At 44.4% G+C, this 22,773-nt stretch carries 16 protein-coding genes; 6 read left to right on the top strand and 10 right to left on the bottom strand.

Going from position 1 to position 22,773, the window contains the following annotated elements:
- The first annotated feature begins 133 nt into the window (after positions 1-133).
- Both WG943_RS08035 and WG943_RS08040 read left to right on the top strand, forming a co-directional pair.
- The gene (locus WG943_RS08035) at positions 134-559 is read left to right on the top strand and encodes a hypothetical protein (RefSeq protein WP_340408038.1); all 426 of its coding nucleotides are present in this window, start codon (positions 134-136) and stop codon (positions 557-559) included.
- A gap of 165 nt (positions 560-724) precedes the next feature.
- A complete protein-coding gene (locus WG943_RS08040; RefSeq protein WP_340408039.1) occupies positions 725-1,036 on the top strand; it encodes a hypothetical protein in 312 nt (103 codons plus the stop codon).
- Between the two features lie 67 nt (positions 1,037-1,103).
- Here WG943_RS08040 and WG943_RS08045 read toward each other — a convergent pair whose 3' ends face one another.
- Positions 1,104-3,545: a TonB-dependent receptor domain-containing protein gene (locus WG943_RS08045; protein WP_340408041.1), complete on the bottom strand. Its 2,442-nt coding sequence runs from the start codon at positions 3,543-3,545 to the stop codon at positions 1,104-1,106.
- A gap of 354 nt (positions 3,546-3,899) precedes the next feature.
- Positions 3,900-7,607, bottom strand: coding sequence for a T9SS type A sorting domain-containing protein (locus tag WG943_RS08050; protein ID WP_340408042.1), 3,708 nt, complete (start codon positions 7,605-7,607; stop codon positions 3,900-3,902).
- A 470-nt stretch (positions 7,608-8,077) separates the two neighbouring features.
- On the opposite strand from WG943_RS08050, the gene WG943_RS08055 reads away from it, so the two are divergent.
- Positions 8,078-9,364 (top strand): citrate synthase, encoded by a 1,287-nt coding sequence (locus WG943_RS08055; protein WP_340408044.1) that lies wholly within the window; start codon positions 8,078-8,080, stop codon positions 9,362-9,364.
- A gap of 176 nt (positions 9,365-9,540) precedes the next feature.
- Here the strand turns inward: WG943_RS08055 and WG943_RS08060 are convergent, their stop codons facing one another.
- The 5 genes from WG943_RS08060 to lepA all read right to left on the bottom strand — a co-directional run bounded on the left by WG943_RS08060 (position 9,541) and on the right by lepA (position 15,763).
- A complete protein-coding gene (locus tag WG943_RS08060; protein ID WP_340408046.1) occupies positions 9,541-11,466 on the bottom strand; it encodes an OmpA family protein in 1,926 nt (641 codons plus the stop codon).
- A gap of 267 nt (positions 11,467-11,733) precedes the next feature.
- On the bottom strand, positions 11,734-12,471 hold the full coding sequence (locus tag WG943_RS08065; protein ID WP_340408048.1) for a methyltransferase domain-containing protein: 738 nt from the start codon (positions 12,469-12,471) through the stop codon (positions 11,734-11,736).
- Positions 12,472-12,484: 13 nt separating this feature from the next.
- Positions 12,485-13,366: a bifunctional 5,10-methylenetetrahydrofolate dehydrogenase/5,10-methenyltetrahydrofolate cyclohydrolase gene (locus WG943_RS08070; protein WP_340408050.1), complete on the bottom strand. Its 882-nt coding sequence runs from the start codon at positions 13,364-13,366 to the stop codon at positions 12,485-12,487.
- Between the two features lie 12 nt (positions 13,367-13,378).
- Positions 13,379-13,891 (bottom strand): class IV adenylate cyclase, encoded by a 513-nt coding sequence (locus WG943_RS08075; RefSeq protein WP_340408052.1) that lies wholly within the window; start codon positions 13,889-13,891, stop codon positions 13,379-13,381.
- 87 nt (positions 13,892-13,978) lie between these two features.
- A complete protein-coding gene (gene lepA, locus WG943_RS08080; RefSeq protein ID WP_340408054.1) occupies positions 13,979-15,763 on the bottom strand; it encodes a translation elongation factor 4 in 1,785 nt (594 codons plus the stop codon).
- 194 nt (positions 15,764-15,957) lie between these two features.
- On the opposite strand from lepA, the gene WG943_RS08085 reads away from it, so the two are divergent.
- On the top strand, positions 15,958-16,125 hold the full coding sequence (locus WG943_RS08085) for a hypothetical protein (RefSeq protein WP_340408056.1): 168 nt from the start codon (positions 15,958-15,960) through the stop codon (positions 16,123-16,125).
- A gap of 86 nt (positions 16,126-16,211) precedes the next feature.
- On the opposite strand, the gene WG943_RS08090 is transcribed toward WG943_RS08085, so the two are convergent.
- Positions 16,212-16,394 carry a GldL-related protein gene (locus WG943_RS08090; protein ID WP_340408058.1) on the bottom strand — a complete coding sequence of 61 codons (183 nt, stop codon included), beginning with the start codon at positions 16,392-16,394 and terminating at the stop codon, positions 16,212-16,214.
- A 314-nt stretch (positions 16,395-16,708) separates the two neighbouring features.
- Here WG943_RS08090 and WG943_RS08095 point away from each other — a divergent pair, with 314 nt between their 5' ends.
- Complete coding sequence (locus tag WG943_RS08095) at positions 16,709-20,095, top strand: methylmalonyl-CoA mutase family protein (RefSeq protein ID WP_340408060.1); 3,387 nt, start codon at positions 16,709-16,711, stop codon at positions 20,093-20,095.
- A 139-nt stretch (positions 20,096-20,234) separates the two neighbouring features.
- Complete coding sequence (locus tag WG943_RS08100) at positions 20,235-20,390, top strand: hypothetical protein (RefSeq protein ID WP_340408062.1); 156 nt, start codon at positions 20,235-20,237, stop codon at positions 20,388-20,390.
- An 84-nt stretch (positions 20,391-20,474) separates the two neighbouring features.
- Here the strand turns inward: WG943_RS08100 and rnk are convergent, their stop codons facing one another.
- Together rnk and WG943_RS08110 are read right to left on the bottom strand one after the other, a co-directional pair.
- Complete coding sequence (gene rnk / locus WG943_RS08105) at positions 20,475-20,885, bottom strand: nucleoside diphosphate kinase regulator (RefSeq protein WP_340408064.1); 411 nt, start codon at positions 20,883-20,885, stop codon at positions 20,475-20,477.
- 6 nt (positions 20,886-20,891) lie between these two features.
- The gene (locus tag WG943_RS08110) at positions 20,892-22,448 is read right to left on the bottom strand and encodes an FMN-binding glutamate synthase family protein (RefSeq protein ID WP_340408065.1); all 1,557 of its coding nucleotides are present in this window, start codon (positions 22,446-22,448) and stop codon (positions 20,892-20,894) included.
- Positions 22,449-22,773 lie beyond the last annotated feature (325 nt).

A 22,773-nucleotide genomic window follows, 5' to 3' on the forward strand; every position in this document is an offset into this window, starting at 1 on the left:
ACCAGATTTAGTATACTACGGAATGCTGCTCCTGTTTTCATAAAGCCTGTTTATGTGTTTTGCAGGGGTAGCGCCTTTAAAAGAAATATTTTATACTTTTACCAGTACCAAGATACTTCGCAATTAATTTGCCATGCCATTAAATCCAGAAAAACTGCCGCTCTACCAAAAAGGCCAGGAAATATTTGACATCACCTCCAAAATAATTGATCTGGTACAGGAAGATGACCCGGTACTTTCCCATATAAAAGGCATGATGCTAGAGGATGCAGCCCTACTCACAGTTAAGGTATCAGGTGCAGAGGCCGGAGACCTTTACGATATACGCATGGAGAATGCGACACTTATCCGCAAAGCAGCCCGAGAACTGGGTAACCACTGCACCACTCTGGAGATGTTCGGTTTTACAGATACACAATACCTTATACTTATCCGGGAGGCACTAGACGCTTATAAACTGTTGTTCAGAGAATGGGTGCAGGGCTTCGATCCTTGGAATTACGAACTGGATGATTGGGGCCTTTTTAACCCGCCAGGCATACAACCAGATGCCGAATAATAAACCCTTCAACTTTTAAAGACAACAGCTCATACGTTAGCAGCTTATCAACAGTCAAGAGCAAGTTTTAATACCGCTAATTTTTCGAATTTAACTTATCAGCAGTAATCGTTGCTGCTTGTCTGGCTTATTAAACTGTTTCTATACTTGAGAGTATAAATCAATATGGATAAGATGAACCTGGAAAACTGGGACGGGGAGCGTTATAAAGAGCTGAACACCTATTTTCGTATTAAAATAGAGCAGTTGCTGCGCACTAACACGGAACTGCAGGAGCAGATACAGCAAAGCAGTAAGATGCACCTCCACGACCTTGTATCCTATTTCAGCGAAGATGACCAGGACCGGTGGCAAGAGTTTCTGGAGCTTGACCAGCTGAAAATGCAGAAAGACATGTGGGACCACCTGCATGGCAAAGGCACCCGCTATAAACCCGGAGAAGGCTTTGTTAACCCCGATGACGACACCACCTGGTAAGTATAAAATAAAAGAGACGCAGCAACCTGCGTCTCTTTCTCATTAAGCTTGTTTAATTTGTTGTGGCTTAGTTGGCTCTGCTCTTCTCCTCCTCTGCACCACCTGTACGGCGGCGGGCCGGTGCTACCTGTGAGCCACCAAAGCGGTAGTTAAAACTGATGGTAGCTACTCTGGTGTCGCGGTTCTGGTCAAATACTTCAGTATAATCGGCTAATTCGTTCTCGCCATGCACTCTGTTTGTAAAGAAGATATCAGACACGTTCAGCTTAATGGTTCCCTTTTTATCCCATATTTGCTTTTGAACGCCTGCCGACATAAACCATAGCGGATCAACTGTCATCGGACCATAAACCTCACTTGATCTAAACACACCAACCACCTCTGCAGACCAGCCATTTTTTATGGTAATGTTGTTGTTTGAGTTAAGAGTAAAGGCTGGCTTGCTGTTCTCGAAATTGGTATTGGCCAGGTTGCCACGGTACAGGCCGTAGTAAAAGGTAGCGTTGTTTGTGCTGTTTAACCAGGTACCAACTGTTATAGGTGCTGTAAATGTCATGCCGTAGTAGTCAAATTTTGCAAGGTTTCGGAAAGTCTGTATTACTACATTGTCGTTTTGGTTTTCGCGTGAAAGTACATTCACGATTACATCGGTAGTTTGGCTGTAGCTAAGTTTAGTTATAAAGCGCTTATCAAAAGTATGCGTCAGCTCAAAAGAATAAGACAGTTCCGGTTTTAAGTTTGGGTTACCAGTTGATATGGTAAAGCCATCTATCAGGTTTTTGAACGGATTTAGCTGATTGTAAGATGGTCTGTTGATACGGCGGCTTAACGACACGCCTACCTCATTTTTCTTGTTCAGGTTGTAGCCCATGTAAGCGCTCGGGAAAAACTGTGTGTAGTTGCGGTCAAATTCGCGGTCTTGTTCGTTCACTACATCGGCTAGCTGCTCGCCTTTGGCAATGGTGTTTTCCAGGCGCAGGCCCAGCTGTAGGCTTACCTTCTCTCCTTTTCTGTTGGCGTTCAGGTAAGCTGCGTTAATGTTTTCGTCATACAAAAAGCGATTGCTTCTGTTTGTATTCAGATCGTTTCTTCCATCTGTGCGGTCATAGAATTTTTGGTCGTTGTCGGCATTTACCAAGCTGCTTTTTAAGCCAGCCTCCAATGTTGCGTTTAAACCAGAGATCGGTTGCACATAATCTGCCTTTGCCGATTTAATAGTAAGATTGCCATCTAGCGTACTGTGTAACAGCTCGGTGCTTCCCACCTGCTCCTTATTCAGATTAAACCTTCTGATGGCAAAGTCCTGCAGATCACCGTTTTGGTAAGTTATATAATCTACGTCGGCTGTAATTTCGCGGCCCAGGCTGTCTAAAGTATGTTTTAGGTTAAGGTTTATACTTTGGTTGTCGCGGCTGTGGCTTACATCAGCAGCAGTAGTCGCAGAGCTTTCGAGGTTTTTCTGGACATCGTACAGTAAAGTCGTATTGGTATTATCGCGTGTGATATCAGAAAAGAATCCTGTTGCTACGGCACCTACTACTGTATTTTTAGATATGAAATAATCCATGCCAAAACGGCCACTCAGGTTTTCACCTCTGAACTTGAACAGGTTATCCTGTGTATAAGATCCGGTTTCTTCGCCATTGGCTTTTAAAGTTCTTAAAAAGCTTAACTCTGAAAAATTCATTCTGTCAGCGTAGTTAACTCCACCGAACACGTTTACTTTATTGGCGCGGTGGTTTAACTGCAAGCTTGCATCTCCTTTACTGTATCTGCCTTGCCCGAAAGATGCGGCTACAGAACCATTTGTGCCCAGGCTTTTGTCTCTTTTCAGTTTTATGTTGATGATACCGGCATTACCGGCTGCGTCGTATTTGGACGATGGGTTGGTGATCAGCTCTATCTTATCGAGTGCGCTGGCAGAAAGACCTTTTAAATAGTTTGCCAGTTCAGTACCAGTCATGGGCACTTGCTTTCCGTCTATCATGACCATTACTCCCTGGCGGCCACGCATGCTGATGTTATCGTTTTGGTCTACCACAATGCCGGGAGCTTTCTCCAGTACATCCAGCGCTGTGTTGCCAGCTGCCACAATGCTGTTTTCCACGTTCATAACCGTCTTATCGAACTGCTGCTCAATTAAAGGACGCTGTCCTTCTATTACCACCTCTTTCAGGTTGGTAGCAGCCTGCTTTAAAAGGATTGGCTCTAAGGTAATGTTACCGGCAATCTCAGTAACCGTAAAAGCAGGGCTGCTGGCTTTGCCCTGCCCTACCATGCTGGCAACCACTACATATTTTCCGGGAGTTACGCCATCAAACATAAAAGTACCGGCATCTTCTGAGAGAGCGCCTTTTACAAGCGAGGAGTCTGCAGCTTTCAGGAGCAGCACGTTGGCATAGCCCACAGCTTTGTTTTCACCGTCGAGTACTTTACCGGAAATATTACTGTGCTGTGCCTGCAGCGTTGTAAAAGTTAAAAGCGAGATTAGTAGAAATAGATTTTTCATAGTTTTATAATGTTGCTTTGTATTCAGTGATTAGTGCAGTGTAGCATTTGCTTCACGAACAGCTTTACCAACATACATGCCATATTGTAAAATGCTGATTATCATACAATTAAATGCACAAACCTTAAATATTATACTTTTACAATGTCTGATTGCGAACAGCAGCACGTACGATTTCGAACAGTAGCGCTTTATTGATTTTAAATAACAGGCAGGAACAAAAGCTGTGTATTTGCTATAGGGGATTGTGAATGTTAATGATGCAGATAAGAAGTGTAATTAGCTACTAAACTAACATAACAAAAAAAGGTGCAGACTACTAGCCTGCACCTCATTGCTAAAAAGTGTAAAATATTACCGCTGTAGCAGTAGCTTAACAGTTTGTACTTTATCTCCTGTACTTAGTTTCACAAAGTATAAACCGTTGCGTAAGGCTTTGCCATCAACTTCTATGTTTATTTCTTCAGCAGCCTTTGTGATACCGCTTTTTAAGGTAGCCACCACAGTACCCTTTCCGTTGTAAAGCAGCGCTTCGTAATTGCCATCTGCCATACTAGTGAAGGTAACCGTTGTTCTGTCCACGAATGGGTTGGGATATGCCGTTGCTTTTTCAGAATCAGGTTCTTTAGTAGCCAGTTCATCAGCAGCGCCATTTATAATAATCTGCCCAATGCCAATAGTTGGTAATGGCTGCATTAAATCAAGCTTGGCATCACCTCCTGACTTACTATCGAACACTAATTTACCATAGGCGTTCATGTCCCAGACCTGCAGGCGAAGTCCATCAGTAGGGTCATTTTGAACAGGGCCGCCGCCATCCAGCATGGTTGCCACAAACTTGTAGTTGCCAACACCTGCTAAACTGGCTGTACCTTGCATAGCGGCTCTGTTTCCGTCAATCACCAACCAGTCTAGGGTTCTGCTAGCCATGTACTCTTTTTCTCCTACCATTATCCGTAAACTTCCTACCGGCTCTGTAGCGTACTTGTTCGGGTACTGCACCCTAAAATTGTAAGTAAATTTTGCGTTGCCATACTCCGCTGGCGCCTGAAACTCACCGGAGCCTGTCACAAAGCCTGCCTGCGGGTCATAAATCACCATTTGCTGCGTAAAGTCGTCTGATGTTGGGTCCAGGCAGCTTTCTTCAAAGTCGAGTCCGATAGTATAAATGCCTGCCTTTTTGTACGTATGTTCGCCGGTAATACGCTGTGTACCAAAGGCTGTGTAAGATATGGTTGGTTCGGTGCCATCTCCCCAGGTCCAGCGTACACCTGTATCTTCATTCAGTATATAGCTGCCAAAGTCGGCGGTGGTGCGTACTTGCCAACCTATACTTTTGGCCATTGGTGGCAAGTATAGTTTCACATTAACAGGTATGTTACATGGTTCTTCCGGAGTTGTGTTATCGCCATATTTCACCAAAAGCAAATCGGTTGTTTGGCTACCTGCCACACCAGCAGTACCAGCTGCATAAAGGTTACCAGCTTTATCTACAGACAGCTTCAGTCCCCTATCTTCCCTGCCTTCTCCGCTATCATATATATCCTGCTGAGCCCGGATGCCGTCCGCATCAAACACATACACCAGCAGGTCTGAGTTAGCGGTACCGGTAACTGCTACCTTGCCATTATCCAGGGCAGTTACTCCCAACACTCTTTCTATCAGCTCATACCAAACCTGCTCTCCAGCACTGTTTATCCGTGAGGCAAACGTTGTGTTCACGCCGGCTCGGGGGTTATAGTATGAACCTACAACCGCCATACTTCCATCTTCGCCCAATGATGCATCAAACAAGGATATCTCACTACCGTCTCCGGCACGGGTGTTCCAGAGTATGTTTCCTTCAGCATCGGCTTTTACTACAAAAGCTGTTGGGTGGCTAATGCAGCAGGATTGTGTGGTGCCGGCAACATAAAGGGTACCATCGCTGTGTAAGAATAACTCCTGCGGATAATAATGACTGGCGTTGTTGCCTTCTTCTGGATAGCGTTTGCTCCAAAGCATACTTCCGTCAGTGCCGCTGTGTCCGCTAAGAAATAAGTAGTTTGTTCCAGGTTCCCGAAGAGCATTTCCAGTAATGTAGATATCACCGTTTTCAGCTAACTCCAAAGCTATAGCTGTTGCAGACAGGCCTTCTTCATTCAGGTGGTTAGATACCCAACTTTCACTGCCCGCAGCATTTAGTTTTACCAGTGTAACAGAAGAGCTGGTTTCATTTGCTGTAAAAGTGCTACTTAACACATACACTTCCTGTGCGTTGTTTATTTCCAAGTCTCTGCCTAACCTGTTTTGAGCAGCGCTTGTAGTATATTTCCATACTTCGTCTCCGGCACTACTCAGCTTGGTAACTACTACTGTTCTTTGCGTAACACCAGAGCCCTGGTTTGATAAAATATAAATGTTATCAGCATCATCTACCTTTGCAGCCTTGTAAGTACCTGTAAGCTCTTTTTCCCATAGTTTCTGCCCATTTGCATTGTACACCAGTAGCTTATTATTAGTGAAAACCAAAGGCTGATTTTTACTATCAAAAAGCACCTCTTTAGGCTCTCCCATACCTGCGGCAGATGCAACCCATGCACGTGGCAGCTCCGCACCGACTGGTGGTGGCGATATGTTACCGGTGTCATACTTGATCAACAGCAGTTTCGCAGGGGTACTACCAGATAGAAGAACACGACCAGCTACATACAGATCTCCTGATTCATCAAAGGCAAGATCGCTACCTGTAGCTGTACCCTGATCCCCTAATGTATACCTGTCGTAACCGATCCGTTCGCCGGATGTATTATAGAGATAGGTTTCGGCATCTCCGTCTTCAATTGGTCTGGTGTCTCTTACAAAACCTGTAAAGGCTATTCTATCGTTGTTGTCAAGTGCAAGTGCGTTTGTAAGCTGCAGTTCGCCTCCGTTGCTTGGTATCAGGTCGTGCCAAAGTTTTTCGCCGGCAGCATTATACTTAACCAGGTATATTTCAGAGGAGTTTCTGCTTAATAGCGAGGAGTAAAGTATAACAAGGTTATCCTGGCTGTCGAGGGCTGCATCTGTAAAATATGTAGCATAGCTGGTTGTTTCGTCGAACTTACTCCAGATGTGATTGCCTTCGTTATCTAACCGCACAAGCAGTGGCCGCAAGTTTACTGTAGCTATGGCAGCTCTTGTACCGGCAATGTATATTTCCCCTGTCTTATCAAATAGGATTTTATCAGCAGTATAATTATTGGCATTTGTAACTTCGCCTCCGTAAGGCAGGTTCACCCATAACTGCTGCCCGTTTTGCTGGCTATACTTAGCGATATAAAGTGTACGTCCCCTCTCCGGATCAACCATGTTACCGGCAACATATACATCACCGGCGGCATCAAGTGCGATAGACTGTACCTGCGGATCCGAATTTTCCGTTGGTCCCTCAAAGGAATCAACCCAGGCAATGTCTCCACCAGCATTTATTTTAGCAGTTAAAACTTTACTGCCCCCAACTACCTGAGATGTGCCGGTAACATAAACTTCTCCAGCATCAGAAACTACCATACGCTCTGGCAGGTCTCGTATACCTTCGCCGCCGTTCAGGTGCTGCACCCATGCAAAAGCCCCGTCGGAAGTATACTTTAATACCAGTAAATCTGGATTGTCTATTTCAAAGGCTACTGATCCGAAAATATAAATATTACCCTGCGGGTCAAGTTCCAACTGATAGGGATCGTCGCTTATACTTCCTTCTGGCCCAGCGTACTCTTGTTGCCAAACCACATCTCCAGTCAAATTTAATTTTGTGACGACAATGCGAGAGACACCACCGGCATCTCTGCTGAACCCAACAACCACCTGCATTTGGTCAGGGCCGATAGCTGAAGCTACAGTAGCAATATAATTGATTGATGAAGTACTTATCTGTTTTTCCCACTCACGCTTAAGTTCTGGAGCAGACTGTGCAAACAGAGCCGGAATAAACAAGAAAGCGCACAAAATTGCTAAAAAGCTTTTCCTGGTATTGCCGGAGTTAAAAAAGGAAGATAATCTGGACGTATAATTGCCCATTACACATGGTATTAGTTGTTTCATAGATAAACGATAATTAAGGTAAAAAATAGCGGCGGGTGAAGGGATGGGTAAGTGTAGGTTGGCGAAACTAAACTGCATTTAGAAGCTCTTGAAAAAGCTTATATTGTAAAACACAGATATCTTATGTTATAATACTAAACTTGGTGTGTTAGGTTTTGAAAACTTATAGATTTATTGTTGTAACAACACGCTAACGCCAGACATGCAGTAAGGCGTTTAGCTATAACAAAGCTGTGCTGCATTAGTAGCTGCCATTTATACTTCAAAATATTAAGGTAACCTCGTACTCTTTTTTGTTGAGAGGTAAAACTTTTCGGCCATTTACCGTTTATTAAGGAGATTGTGCGAAGCGTAGAATTAAAGCATAGCTAAATAGAAATATTGTATCTACAATGAATTTCTTTTTATAACAATTTTATATAATTTCGCTTCTGAAGAGACACAACAACGGACATAAACTAAAAATAAACATGTCAGAAATTGCTGAAATAATTTTAGACGGACAATCCTACAAGCTTCCGGTTGTAGAAGGTACTGAAAACGAGAAAGCTATTGATATTAACGCCCTACGTGCGCAGTCAGGCTACATAACCTTAGATTCTGGTTATAAGAATACAGGTGCCACTACAAGCGCCATCACTTTCCTGGACGGTGAGAAAGGCATTCTAAGCTACAGAGGTTATCCAATTGAACAGCTGGCTGAAAAATCAAACTTTATAGAAGTTGCTTACCTCCTGATTTACGGTACACTGCCTACTACACAGGAGCTGGAAGATTTCAGCAATAAGATTAAAATGCATACGCTGGTAAACGAGGATATGCGTAAGATCCTGGACGGTTTCCCGTCTGCTGCGCACCCAATGGGTATACTTTCTGCCCTTATCAGCTCACTTACTGCATTTTACCCTGAGTCGCTTAACCCCAACCAGTCTAAAGAGGAAGTTGATCTTTCTATCATTCGTTTGATGGCTAAGCTGCCAACAATCGCTGCCTGGTCATATAAAAACTCAGTTGGCCATCCGGTTAACTACCCTAAAAACAAGTTAGACTATTGCTCTAACTTCCTGCACATGATGTTTGCCTTCCCAACTGAAGATTACGAGATTAATCCGGTTGTGGTGGATGCGCTGAACAAGCTGCTTATCCTGCACGCTGACCACGAGCAAAACTGCTCTACCTCTACTGTGCGTTTAGTTGGTTCTGCCAATGCAAGCCTATACTCTTCTGTATCTGCAGGTATCAGTGCCCTGTGGGGCCCGCTGCACGGTGGCGCTAACCAGGCTGTTATCGAAATGCTGGAGGCTATCAAAGCTGACGGTGGCGATTCCAAGAAGTTTATTGCGAAAGCCAAAGACAAGGATGATCCTTTCCGTTTGATGGGCTTTGGGCACAGAGTTTATAAAAACTTTGACCCTCGTGCAAAGATCATCAAGAAAACAGCTGATGATGTTTTATCTGCCCTTGGTATCAACGACCCAATCCTGAACATTGCCAAAGAGCTGGAAGAAGCTGCACTTAACGATCCATACTTCGTAGAGCGCAAGCTTTACCCTAACGTAGACTTCTACTCAGGCATTATCTACCGTGCACTTGGTATCCCAACCGATATGTTTACGGTGATGTTTGCTCTTGGCCGTCTGCCAGGCTGGATCGCTCAGTGGAAAGAGATGCGTGAGAACAAAGAGCCTATCGGCCGTCCGCGTCAGATTTATGTTGGTGAGACAGAGCGTAACTATGTTCCGATAGAGCAACGCTAAGCTTAAGATAAATTAATAAAAACGGCTGATCTGTGGAGATCGGCCGTTTTTGTTTGATAGCAGTACTAGAACTAACTGCCTTACTCTACTAGTATGGTGATGAATCAAAAGTCTCTTAACAGAAAGGGCTGGCAATAAGAATGATTGCCAGCCCTTTCTGTTACTTAGTGTTCATACTACAACACCCGCATCTCAATTCGGCGGTTTAGCTGTCGGTTCTCTTCAGAGGTGTTCGGCTTAACTGGCTTGGTTTCCCCATAGCCTTTATAACGAATGCGGTCTTTGCTGATGCCGTTGCTGGTTAAGTAATCGGCCACAGACTTTGCTCTTTTCTCGGATAGCAGCTGGTTATCCTTATCAGCTCCTACATCATCGGTATGGCCTTCAATCTCAATTTTAAGAGTACCGTTTTGTTGTATAAACCTGATCAGCTTGTTCAGCTCTGTTTTAGATTGTTTCTCCAGCGCATACTTACCTGTATCAAAAAACAGGTTGTTCAGTACCATGGTAGCTCCTGCTTTTATTGGCTCCAGGTACACATCCAGAGCAACAGGTGTCAGATTCTTTGGGGAAGTATAATCAAAGCTAACGCTGTTCATCAAATATTTAGGAGCCGCAACATAAAGCGCATACTGCCTGCCTTCTGTTAGTACAACAGTATACTCCCCCGATACCTTATCAGAATTAACCTGCTGCAGCAGCGAGTCCGACTGCACATCATATAGCTGCACCTGAGCGTTCAATGGCTTTTTGGTAACTGCATCAAAAACGCGGCCCTGGGCATACGTACTGTTTTCACGGCTACGCCACTCGGCTGGCAAATTAAATCGGAATAACTGCACAGCCGGTGCACCGGCATCAGTTGTTACCCGCCTTGAGTAGTATCCTGTTTTGTTATCTGGAGTGATGAACAACGAACCTTCGTCGGCGTGCGTGTTAAGAGGATAGCCCAGGTTCTGCGGTTCGCTCCACTGTTTCTGTTGGTTCAGGTTGGTTTTAAACACATCTAGGCCACCCATTCCCTGGTGCCCGTCGCTTACAAAGTATAAGGTAGAGCCGCTCATATGCACAGAAGGTGCCATGTCGCGCCCGGTTGTATTAATTGATTTGCCCAGGTTGCCAGGTTTAACCCAGGTTGCATCCTCGTTTTGATACGTAACCCAGATATCCTCTTTGCCTACACCACCTCCACGTGTTGATGTAAAGTATAAGGTACGTCCATCGGCAGAGAGACTAGGCTGTGAATCCCAGGCTTTGGAGTTAACAGCCATTCCCATGTTTTTAGGTTTGCTCCACTCGTTACCTGTTCTAAACGAGATATAAAGATCACAATCACCTAAGCCATCAGCACGGTTACAAGACGTAAACACCAGCGTTTTTCCATCTCCAGAAATGGTAGCTGCACCTTCGTTTGCATTAGTGTTAATATTATTTGAAATGGATATTGGTACCTGCCATTCTCCGTTAACTCGCTCTGTAATAAAAATATTTTCGTCGTGATCTGGCCTTGCGCTTAATCGAGCTGTGTAAATGAAGAACCGTTGATCTGCAGTGGTGTATGGGAAATACTGTAAGCCAAACTTGTTTATGCTACCCGACATTTGCACCGGATCGAAAGGAACTGGTTCTTTCATCGCTTCTATGGCGTAATCAGCAGTTTTAATCTGCTCCCTGGCCCATGACACTAGCTTAGGGTTTCTTGGGTTTGACTTTAAGAAGGCCTGGAAGTTCTTTTTGGAATCCTCGTAATTACCCTGAGCAAAGTATAAATCCGCCAGATCGAAATAAAAGTTACCATAGGCTGGGTTAAATGGCACAAGCGACAGCCCTTTTTGCAGGTTATTAAAAGTGGCATCCTTATTACCCATCATTTTATGCAGGTTAGCTGCTTTTATATAGGCTTCCGCAAATTTGGGGTCTTTTTCTGTAGCCTCAGCCAGCGATTGCAGGGCACGGTTAAAGTCGCGGGCCCGGGCATATTCATCAGCCTTTACATATAGTTTTTCTGCCTTTGCGTTAGTGGTGCTTAATTTCTGATGTTGAGCAGTTGTGGCGTTAACCGTAATAATTACAAAAAAAGCAGCCAGGAATACTTTATACATATAGTTCTGTTTCGTGTAGAAGTAGATTTCCTCCCCACGCCTTTCTATGTTAATTGTCCGAATGATACTACTTAAAGAACAGTGTTTTCGTTTGCCTTTAACTAACTTTAGCACACAATTCCTTTGGTTGCCAGACTTTATCAGCGAGTATGGCCCATGTTAAAGATAAGTACTTTAACATCATCTGCAAAAGTATAAAGCTGTATGTAAGGGTTTTACTTCAGTCAATTTAAAAATTAACAGTAAATAACCCATTATAAATCCAGGTTATTTACTCGCTACAAGTATGGATTCGTTTTCTTTAAAGCCAAAGTAATTCTGAGGAGACTCTGTAAATGTTAACAGCTCCACTGCGAAGCCAACAGCCTGTAATCTTTTTTTAAGCCCCTGCACCGAATAAACCCGTACATGGTCTTCCTGGCCAAAATGCTTTTTGCGTTCTACTGCGGAGGTAATTGTATAATCCTCAAAAGTATCACCGGCCTTATAAGGTGTTTGGATAAAGCATTTACCTCCTGCTGCCAGAACGCGAAATAATTCCCGCATCGCCTTGCTATCCTCTAGTATGTGTTCGAGTATATGATAGCAAATAATAAGGTCGTAACTATTGTCTGGTTCGCTTAGGCAGGTAATGTCTAGTTGCTTATCAGCCTTAAACTCTCCAATGTAATCTGATGTTGTGTAGCTTTCTGTAAAATGCGCCCTTAGCTTCTCGTCTAAGCTTTTGGAAGGAGAGAAATGTAGTACCCGCAGGTAATTAGGTAATAGCTTAGGGGCCAAAGTATGATAAAGCCTTCTGCTTCGGGGAAGGCTTCCGCAAAAAGGGCATAGCCTTTCCCCGTTAGTTAGCAGCACAAATTTGCGGTTCTTCTTTCCACATATGTTACAGGCAAATGTATTGCCGCTGTAAAAAAGCGCAACAGCATACCTAAATTGTACTTCATACTTTTGTAGCAGACCTTTTGGAAGTAACCCCTTAGCTATCCGCTTAAGCCCTTCGTACATAGTGGCTAGTAGGTTAAGCGTATACTTCTTTCTTAGCAGCTTTCAAAGTGTTCATCATCAGCATGGCAATAGTAAGTGGTCCTACTCCACCCGGCACAGGGGTAATATAACTGCATTTCGGTGCTACATTATCAAAATCCACATCGCCTCTCAACCTGAAACCTGATTTACGACTGGCATCAGGAACACGCGTAGTTCCCACATCGATAACCACTGCACCTTCTTTTACCATTTCGGCAGTGATAAGGCCTGGCTGTCCCACCGCTACAATAATAATATCGCCCTGGCGTGTATGGTAGCCAAGATCTACAGTATTTCGGTGACAAAGAGTAACTGTGGCATTACCAGGATAGCCGCCTTTGGCCATAAGTATGCTCATAGGAGTTCCTACTATGTTGCTGCGCCCAATTACTACACAATGCTTTCCGTTGGTTTCGATGTTATAACGCTTTAATAACTGCAGAATACCAGCAGGTGTGGCTGGTAGGTAGGCTGGCAAGCCTGCAACCATACGCCCAACGTTTGTAGGGTGAAAACCATCCACATCCTTTTTAGGATCAATGGCCTCAATTACCTTCTCTGAGTTAATATGCTTCGGCAAAGGCAGCTGTACTATAAAACCATCAACCTCTGCGTTGTTATTAAGCTCATTAATTTTGTTTAACAGCTCCTCTTCAGTTACAGTATCTTCGTAACGGATAAGCGTGGAGCCAAAGCCAATACGCTCGCAGGCCAGCACTTTATTGTTTACATAAGTAACAGATCCGCCGTCGTTACCTACCAGTACGGCAGCCAGGTGAGGCACTTTACCTCCTTTGGCTTTTATGGCTTCTACTTCATGGGCAATTTCTTGTTGGATGGCTTCGGATGTGTGTTTACCGTCGAGCAGGGTCATAGTTTATGTTAATTAGGAATGATGAATTAAATCTGTATAGGAATTATTTACTAAATCCTCTTCTTCTATCTGTAGCAGGTCTTTATAGTAAGCACATTGCTGCCGTAATACTTCAATGCCCACTGAACCGTCCAGGTCTATAGCTTCTATCTCTATAAAACTACCAAGTCCTGATACTTGGTCGAGATGAAACTTTACATTATCGATAAAGAATATTTTACGCACCTTTTTGATACTGTAAAGTATGCGCCTGCCTTTACATACCTCAGCCACAGTTGCAGCACCTGGGTTTTTAAGATACAGCATCACCTCTGTCTGCTTTGCCTCATCTAGTTGGCTCCGCTTATAATGTATAAGCACGTTTTCAATGTTTCCCTGCCTATGCTTCAGTTTACCATAGTCTGATTCATAGTAAGTATCTGTTTGCATGTCCTGCCCCTGATACACTGCGTTCAGGTTTAAGAGAATTTGCTCTGATTCGGCAGGATCATCACAGTAGGCTTTTATGGTGATGTCGGCGTACAAAGTATAAATACCTGGTATGTTATTAGATTGAAGGGTTAAAGCCACAAGCCCCGACGCGCAGAGGCACGTCGGGGCTTGTGTTATACTTTAGTCGAGTTTAAGCACGGCTAAGAAGGCTTCTTGTGGAATTTCCACGTTACCTACCTGGCGCATGCGTTTCTTACCTTTTTTCTGTTTCTCGAGGAGCTTACGCTTACGCGAAATATCACCGCCGTAGCATTTAGCCAATACGTTTTTACGCAGGGCTTTTACAGTTTCGCGGGCAATAATCTTCTGACCAATAGCCGCCTGAATCGCAATTTCAAACATTTGGCGCGGTAGCAGCTCTCGAAGCTTTTCGCATAGGCGCTTGCCCCAGTCATAAGCTTTGTCGCGGTGCACGATGGCAGACAAGGCATCCACAGGCTCTCCGTTCAGCATCACGTCCAGCTTCACCATGTTGGATTGTTTGAAACCGATCAGCTCATAATCAAGAGAAGCATATCCGCGTGAAATTGTTTTTAGTTTATCGAAGAAGTCGAACACGATCTCAGCAAGCGGCATTTCAAAAGTCAGCTCTACACGGTCACTGGTCAGGTAGGTTTGGTTCTTCAGGATACCACGCTTATCCATACAAAGCGTAATGATAGGGCCAACAAACTCAGATTTAGAAATGATTTGTGCCTTAATGAACGGCTCCTCTACATGGTCTATATAGTTTGGCTCCGGCATTTCGGAAGGCGCACTTACCTTTAACAGCTGGCCTTTAGTAGTGTGTACATGGAACTGCACCGACGGCACCGTCGTGATAACGGTCATATCGAATTCACGCTCCAGGCGCTCCTGCACAATTTCCATGTGCAGCATGCCCAAGAATCCGCAACGGAAACCAAAACCAAGTGCAGCTGAAGTCTCAGGTTCCCAAACAAGCGATGCATCGTTCAGTTGCAGCTTCTCCATTGAGGCACGCAGTTCTTCATACTCACTTGTCTCTACCGGGTAAATACCGGCGAAAACCATTGGCTTCACGTCCTCAAAACCTTGAATGCCTGGGGCAGGACGATCAACGTGTGTGATAGTATCACCTACCTTCACCTCTTTCGCATTTTTGATACCAGAGATCAGGTATCCCACGTTACCCGCTTCCATCACCTGTCGCGGTTCCTGGTTTAGTTTTAAAACGCCAATTTCGTCAGCCTCGTAGGTTTTGCCCGTATTAATGAACTTCACCTTCTCGCCTTTCTTCAGCGTTCCATTGTAAATCCGGAAGTATACTTCGATGCCTCTATAAGAGTTAAATACGGAGTCGAAAATAAGTGCCTGAAGTGGTGCAGCAGGATCGCCTTTCGGAGCAGGAATACGCTCGCAAATGGCATTTAAGATATCCTCGATACCAATACCAGCCTTACCCGAAGCGTGAATAATGTCCTCCTTATCACAACCGATTAGGTCGATGATCTGGTCCGACACCTCTTCCGGCATCGCATGCGGCAGGTCGATCTTGTTCAGTACCGGAATAATCTCTAAGTCAGAGCCAATGGCTAAGTATAAGTTCGAGATTGTCTGTGCCTCTATACCTTGTGAAGAGTCCACGATAAGCAGCGCTCCCTCGCAAGCGGCAATAGAACGAGAAACCTCATAAGAAAAGTCTACGTGGCCTGGCGTATCAATCAGGTTGAGCACGTAGTCTTCTCCTTTATAATTATAGTTCATCTGGATGGCGTGGCTTTTAATCGTGATGCCGCGCTCACGTTCCAGATCCATATTATCCAACAGCTGGTTTTGCATCTCACGCTCCGCCACCGTTTGGGTAAATTCAAGCAGGCGGTCAGCCAGAGTACTTTTACCGTGGTCGATGTGGGCAATGATGCAGAAATTGCGAATGTTCTTCATAAATATCTATACGAAAAACAAAGTTAAGAAATCTTCTACTCATGTCAGAAGATTTTAGCTATCCTTGTAATAAAATAGCATTTATATGGCAGTTTAACTTTATGCCTTGCACCATAACTTCTACCAGATGCTCCCTTGAACTAATATACTTTACATGCTGGTTTATCATACGTTAGCATAACACACGATAAAAAATGACAGAAGAAGAGTTTAAAGATATGTTTGGGGAAACCCTTGATCCAGTTCTGGAGGCAATGGCAGAAAATGCTGAAGTTAACCCTGATAAGTTTTTTAGTATGGCCTGTATACTTGAAAACCTTCGTTTTTTCAGCCCTATACTTTATGGAGCTATAAAAAAGTGAACTCATATTTATGAGCGTGTACTATACATTTTAAAAGCAGGGGGCAGTAATAAATTACTGCCCCCTGCTTTTACTAGCCTACTTAATTAAGCAGTTTTGCCTTTTCTGTATTTGTAGATTGAAAAAAGAGGCACATAAAGTATAGCAGCCATAGACCACCCAAGCACGATCATCATATCCGCGCCTGCCCAGTGCATTAACTTAAATAGGGAGCCCAGGATAATTACCATTGCAGTAAATGCACCTAAGATGTAAACACTTAATCTCATATAATATTTATTAAAGGTTGGAAATTTAAGATGACGCATTTCAGCTCATAAGGCAATAGATGTCAAAGTATTATGTAGCAGTATGAAATAAAAATCTTGCAATAATATTTAACTGGAGTAGATAATACACTATATGTTATTAAGAATTTAGTGAACAGCTGAGAAAAAAGTATTCCATCGCCTTTTAGTTTTATTGCAGCTCTACCAGTTTCTCTTTGTAAACGCCCGACTATTCAACATCCTCCATACGCTGTCAATCCTCACTAAAAATGCCTATATTCGCATCATATTTTGATAAATCTTGTTACTAAAGTATGTCGATTACTACAGTAGAACCATATAAGCCTGTCAACCATATCCGTATCGTGACAGCAGCCTCTCTGTTCGATGGCCACGACGCTTCGATTAACATCATGCGTCGTATTATTCAGGCATCGGGTGCTGAGGTGATACACTTAGGCCACAACCGCTCTGTACAGGAGATCGTGGATTGCGCCATACAGGAAGATGCGCAGGCCATAGCAATTACTTCCTATCAGGGTGGCCACTTGGAGTATTTTAAATACATGTTCGACCTGCTGAGCGAGCGCGGCTGCGGCCATATCCGTATTTTCGGCGGCGGCGGTGGTGTTATACTTCCAACTGAGATTGAGGAACTGCACGAGTACGGCATTGCCCGCATTTATTCTCCTGACGACGGCCGCTCCATGGGTCTGCAGGGTATGATCAACGATATGCTGGAGAAATGCGACTTCCCAACAGGCCAAAACCTAAACGGAGAAGTAAAGCACCTAAAAGATAAAGACCCTAAATCAATTGCCCGCCTTATTTCTGCTGCCGAGAACTTTCCGGAAGAAGCACGGGCTATACTTGATGAAGTAAAAGAACAGGCAAATGAAGTCAAAACTCCTGTATTAGGTATAACCGGTACAGGTGGTGCAGGTAAATCATCTTTAGTAGATGAACTGGTGCGCCGCTTCCTGCTGGATTTTCCTGAGAAGAAAATCGCCATCATTTCAGTAGACCCATCTAAGCGTAAGACTGGTGGAGCTTTGCTTGGCGATAGAATCCGCATGAACTCTATCTCGAACGAGAGAGTTTATATGCGTTCCCTGGCAACACGCCAAAGTAACCTAGCCCTGAGCAAGTATGTGCAGGATGCTGTAGATATTGTGAAGGCGGCCGATTTTGACATGATCATCCTGGAGACTTCCGGTATTGGTCAGTCGGATACAGAGATCATCGAGCACTCGGATATGAGCTTATATGTGATGACGCCGGAGTATGGCGCTGCCACGCAGCTTGAGAAGATCGACATGCTGGATTTTGCTGATGTGATCGCTTTGAACAAGTTTGACAAACGTGGTGCCCTGGATGCCCTGCGTGACGTTAAAAAACAATATAAGCGTAACCATCAGCTATGGGATGTGAACGATGATGAGATTCCAGTATTCGGTACCATCGCTTCACAGTTCAACGATCCGGGCATGAACCAGTTGTACCGTGCTGTAATGGCCAAGCTATCGGAGAAGACCGGTGTAGAGTTTAACTCGAATCTGCAGACGTCGAAAGAGATGTCTGAGAAAGTATACATCATCCCTCCTGCCCGTACACGTTATCTTTCTGAGATCTCTGAAACCATCCGCAAATACGACAAATGGACAAAAGACCAGGCGGAAGTAGCGCAGAAACTATACGGCATAAAGAAATCTATCGAAGCGGTACAAAGTATAGAAGTTGAAGACAAAGATCGCCTGGTAAAGCAGTTGGAAGCAGCTTATGCTGAAGTAGAGCTTAACCTGGATGGCTTGAACAAGAAGATACTAGAGAATTGGAAAGAGAAAGTTCAGGCTTACAAAAATGAGTTTTACGTCTTCAAAGTACGTGACAAAGAGCTTAAGATAAAAACACATACAGAGTCGCTTTCTCACTTACAGATTCCTAAAGTTTCTACGCCCCGCTACGAAGCATGGGGCGATTTACTGAAGTGGAACCTGCAAGAGAACGTGCCAGGTGAATTCCCTTACACGGCGGGTGTATTCCCGTTCAAGCGCGAAGGCGAAGACCCTACCCGTATGTTTGCCGGCGAAGGCGGGCCAGAGCGTACAAACCGTCGCTTCCACTATGTGAGCCTAGGTATGCCAGCCAAGCGTCTTTCTACAGCCTTTGACTCGGTAACTCTTTACGGCGAAGATCCTGATTTCAGACCTGATATTTATGGTAAGATCGGTAACTCTGGCGTAAGCATCTGTTGCCTGGACGATGCCAAGAAACTATACTCGGGCTTTAACCTGGCCGATCCGATGACGTCGGTTTCGATGACCATCAACGGCCCGGCGGCTATACTTACTGGCTTCTTTATGAACGCCGCCATCGACCAGCAGTGCGAGCTTTATATAAAAGAGCATGGCCTGGAAGATGAAGTAAACGTTAAGATTGAAGCTATTTATAAAGAGAAAGGCGTTGAGCGTCCAAGATATCAAGGTGAGTTACCAAAAGGTAACGACGGCTTAGGCTTGATGCTATTGGGCGTAACCGGCGACCAGGTATTACCTGCCGAAGTATACGAGCCGATCAAGACCCGTACGCTGGCAGCAGTTCGCGGTACCGTACAGGCGGACATTCTGAAAGAAGACCAGGCACAGAATACCTGTATCTTCTCAACGGAGTTCTCGCTACGTTTAATGGGTGACGTGCAGGCGTATTTCATCGATAAGAACGTTCGTAACTTCTACTCGGTGTCTATTTCCGGATACCACATTGCAGAAGCCGGCGCTAACCCGATCTCTCAGCTGGCCTTCACGCTGGCCAACGGCTTTACGTTTGTAGAGTACTACGTTAGCCGTGGCATGGACATTAACAAGTTTGCACCTAACCTTAGCTTCTTCTTCTCTAACGGTATTGATCCGGAGTATGCGGTAATTGGCCGTGTGGCGCGCAGAATCTGGGCAAAGGCCATGAAGCACAAGTATAACGCAGACGCCCGTTCGCAGATGCTGAAGTACCACATCCAGACATCAGGCCGTTCGCTGCATGCGCAGGAAATCGACTTTAACGACATCCGTACTACGTTGCAGGCACTTTATGCGATCTACGATAACTGTAACTCGCTACACACCAACGCTTACGATGAAGCTATTACTACACCTACAGAGGCGTCTGTTCGTCGTGCGATGGCCATTCAGCTCATCATCAACCGTGAATTAGGATTAGCTAAGAACGAGAACCCGCTGCAAGGTTCGTTCATCATCGAAGAACTAACCGACCTGGTAGAAGAAGCTGTACTAGTGGAGTTTGATCGTATTACAGAGCGTGGCGGTGTATTGGGTGCCATGGAAACCATGTACCAGCGTGGTAAAATTCAGGAGGAAAGTTTATACTATGAGACGCTGAAGCATACCGGTGAGTACCCGATAATTGGTGTGAACACTTTCCTTTCTTCGCAGGGCTCTCCTACGGTTATTCCACAAGAAGTTATCCGTGCCACTGAAGAAGAGAAGCAGTACCAGATCTCCATGCTGCAATCGCTGCAAAAAGGTAACGAGGACATGACTGGCGAAATGCTGAAGCGCATACAGCAGGTGGCGATCAACAACGGTAATATCTTTGAAGAGATGATGGAGACTGTTAAGTTCTGCTCGCTTGGCCAGATAACTAATGCCTTGTTTGAGGTTGGCGGACAGTATCGCAGAAACATGTAATAATTTAAGATAAGCACAGTCTTAAAGCAGAAAGGCCGGATTTAAGTCCGGCCTTTTTTATGTAATCAGCTATATATCAACTTCTACACAACAAATAATGGGAGCAGAAACGTATAAAGAGAACTTAAGCAAAAGTGTAATGAAAAAGAAACATAAAAGTACCCTCCCTTTTTTCCTGATCGGCACCACCATACTATTGATGGGTGCTGTAACATACTTATACATGAGCACTCACCTAGAAGAGGAAGACGTAGATTTTGATTTATATGATGAAGACACTGATATTTATTATTAATTGCCCATTCTATACTTAGATATAAAAGAACGAGCCCTCTGCAACAAAACAGAGGGCTCGTTCTTTTATACTTCTCAACTTCTATTACAGGTGAAAATCGCCGGTAGCCTCTGGTTGATAAATTACTTTTTCAATTTTATAGTTGATTGTACCGGCTGGTACAGGCCATTTTACCACATCGCCTTCACGGCAACCAATAATTGCTGTACCAACAGGTGCAAAAATAGATATCTTCCGTGCATTCACATCTGCATCTTTCGGGTAAACAAGCGTTATTTCCATGTCTGTTCCACTCTGAAGGTCCTTTAGCTGCACACGCGAGTTCATCGTAATCACGTCTGCAGGAATCTCTTCAGCAGGTACAAGCTTAGCTCTTTTAAGCTCCTCTCCTAGCTTGCCAATATTCACAGCGGCAGTACCATTCTGGCGCTGCACCTGTATCAGATCAATCAGGCGTTTATAATCCTGCTCCGTTAAATAGATCGTGTTGTTCATAACCTTTCAGTTTAACACATAATTTCTGCTGATCTCGGTGGCGGCAGCAGCTTTCGGAAAGTAGATATCCTTAAAGCTAAGCGTATTACCCTGCTCCACTCTCCTGAATATCTTATCAGGTGTAACATCATCAAGCGAACTAAAGCCACAAGCCTCCATCACCTCTACCGTAGATTTAATCGTATTCCCGTGGAAGTTAGCCACACGCACACGTTTGTCAGCTACATCCAGCCCCTTATAAAGGTTCTTATCTTGAGTAGCAATACCTACGGGGCAGCGTCCTGAATCGCACTGAAGTGCCTGAATACAGCCTAAGGCAAACATCATACCTCGGGCACTGTAGCAAATGTCAGCGCCTAGCGAAATGGCTTTAAGGATGTCTACACCAGTGATAATCTTACCAGCAGCAACCAACTTTACCTCATCACGCAAGCCATACTTTTTCAGCATGTTCTGCACAAATGCCAGCGCATCGTAAAGCGGCATGCCCAAACTATCAGTAAACTCCAATGGGGCTGCACCTGTACCACCCTCTGCACCATCTATGGTAATAAAATCCGGGAAAATCTGGTTGTGCATCATTTCGCGGCACAGCTGTTCAAATTCCTGTTTGTTGCCAATACATAACTTAATGCCTACTGGCTTGCCTTCTGATAGTACACGTAGTTTCTGGATGAACAGCAAGAGTGTAAACTGATCGCTGAAAGCTGAGTGTGCCGGCGGAGAAGCAACAGTGGTAAAAGGCTCTACTTTACGGATAGCTGCGATCTCAGGCGTGTTCTTAGCAGCTGGAAGTATACCGCCATGGCCCGGTTTAGCACCCTGCGACAGTTTTATTTCCACCATTTTGATGTGCGGATGCGCTACCTGCTCCTGGAATAATTTCTCAGAGAAATTACCATTTTTATCGCGGCACCCAAAGTAACCGGTGCCTATCTGCCAGATCAGGTCACCGCCTCCCTCTATATGAAATGGGCTTACACCACCCTCGCCGGTATTGTGGGCAAAGCCTCCTAACTTAGCTCCTGCACTTAGTGCAGTTACGGCTGTTTTGCTAAGCGAGCCATAACTCATGGCTGATATATTATAAATGCTGGCACTATAAGGTTGTTTACAGCTGCTGCTGCCCACTGTAACGCGCAGGTTCTCTTCATTAACATGCACCGGGAACATCGTATGGGCAATCCACTCAAAACCAAGTTCCTGGCTATTAGCCTGCATACCGAATGGTACCGTTTGGCGCACATTTTTAGCACGCTGGTAAACAATAGAGCGCTGCCGGCGGCTAAAAGGCTTACCATCCAAGTCCGACTCAAAAAAGTACTGGCGCAATTCAGGGCGTATACTTTCAAAGAAATATCGCAGGTAACCCAGTAATGGGTAGTTGCGGAGGATAGAGTGCTTACCCTGCCTAATGTTATTTAGGTAGACAAGGTGCAACGGCACAATGACTAATAATAGCCACAGAGTTTGCCTCTCAAATATCGAAAATAAAAAAGTGAGCAGGTAAAGCGTAGCAAATACGTAAACAAACGTTTGCCTCACGCTGATTTTTGTTGCCATGAAATATTAATTGATAAAAAAGAGTTTCTTTAAACTTTCTGTCTTTCTTGATCCGGAATTACCAGTTTGTAAGTACTAGGAACTGATAAACTCCGGCTTAACCGTTAAAGGCCTTAGGAGTTGTAAAGAAGTGCAGGCAATAACCATTCAGCTTATCACATAAGGCTACGTGATGAGAAGCTGCTACCAAGCCTGCTCCGGCTGGTGCTGACTTAGACAAACATAAATAGCTAAATGGCTGCATAGTCAATGTTTGTGCAAAGGTAGAACAAAAGTTGAACACAATACCACAAACAGTTTGATAATTTAATGATGATAACCTGTA

This window comes from Pontibacter sp. H249, assembly GCF_037892465.1.
GTDB lineage: Bacteria > Bacteroidota > Bacteroidia > Cytophagales > Hymenobacteraceae > Pontibacter.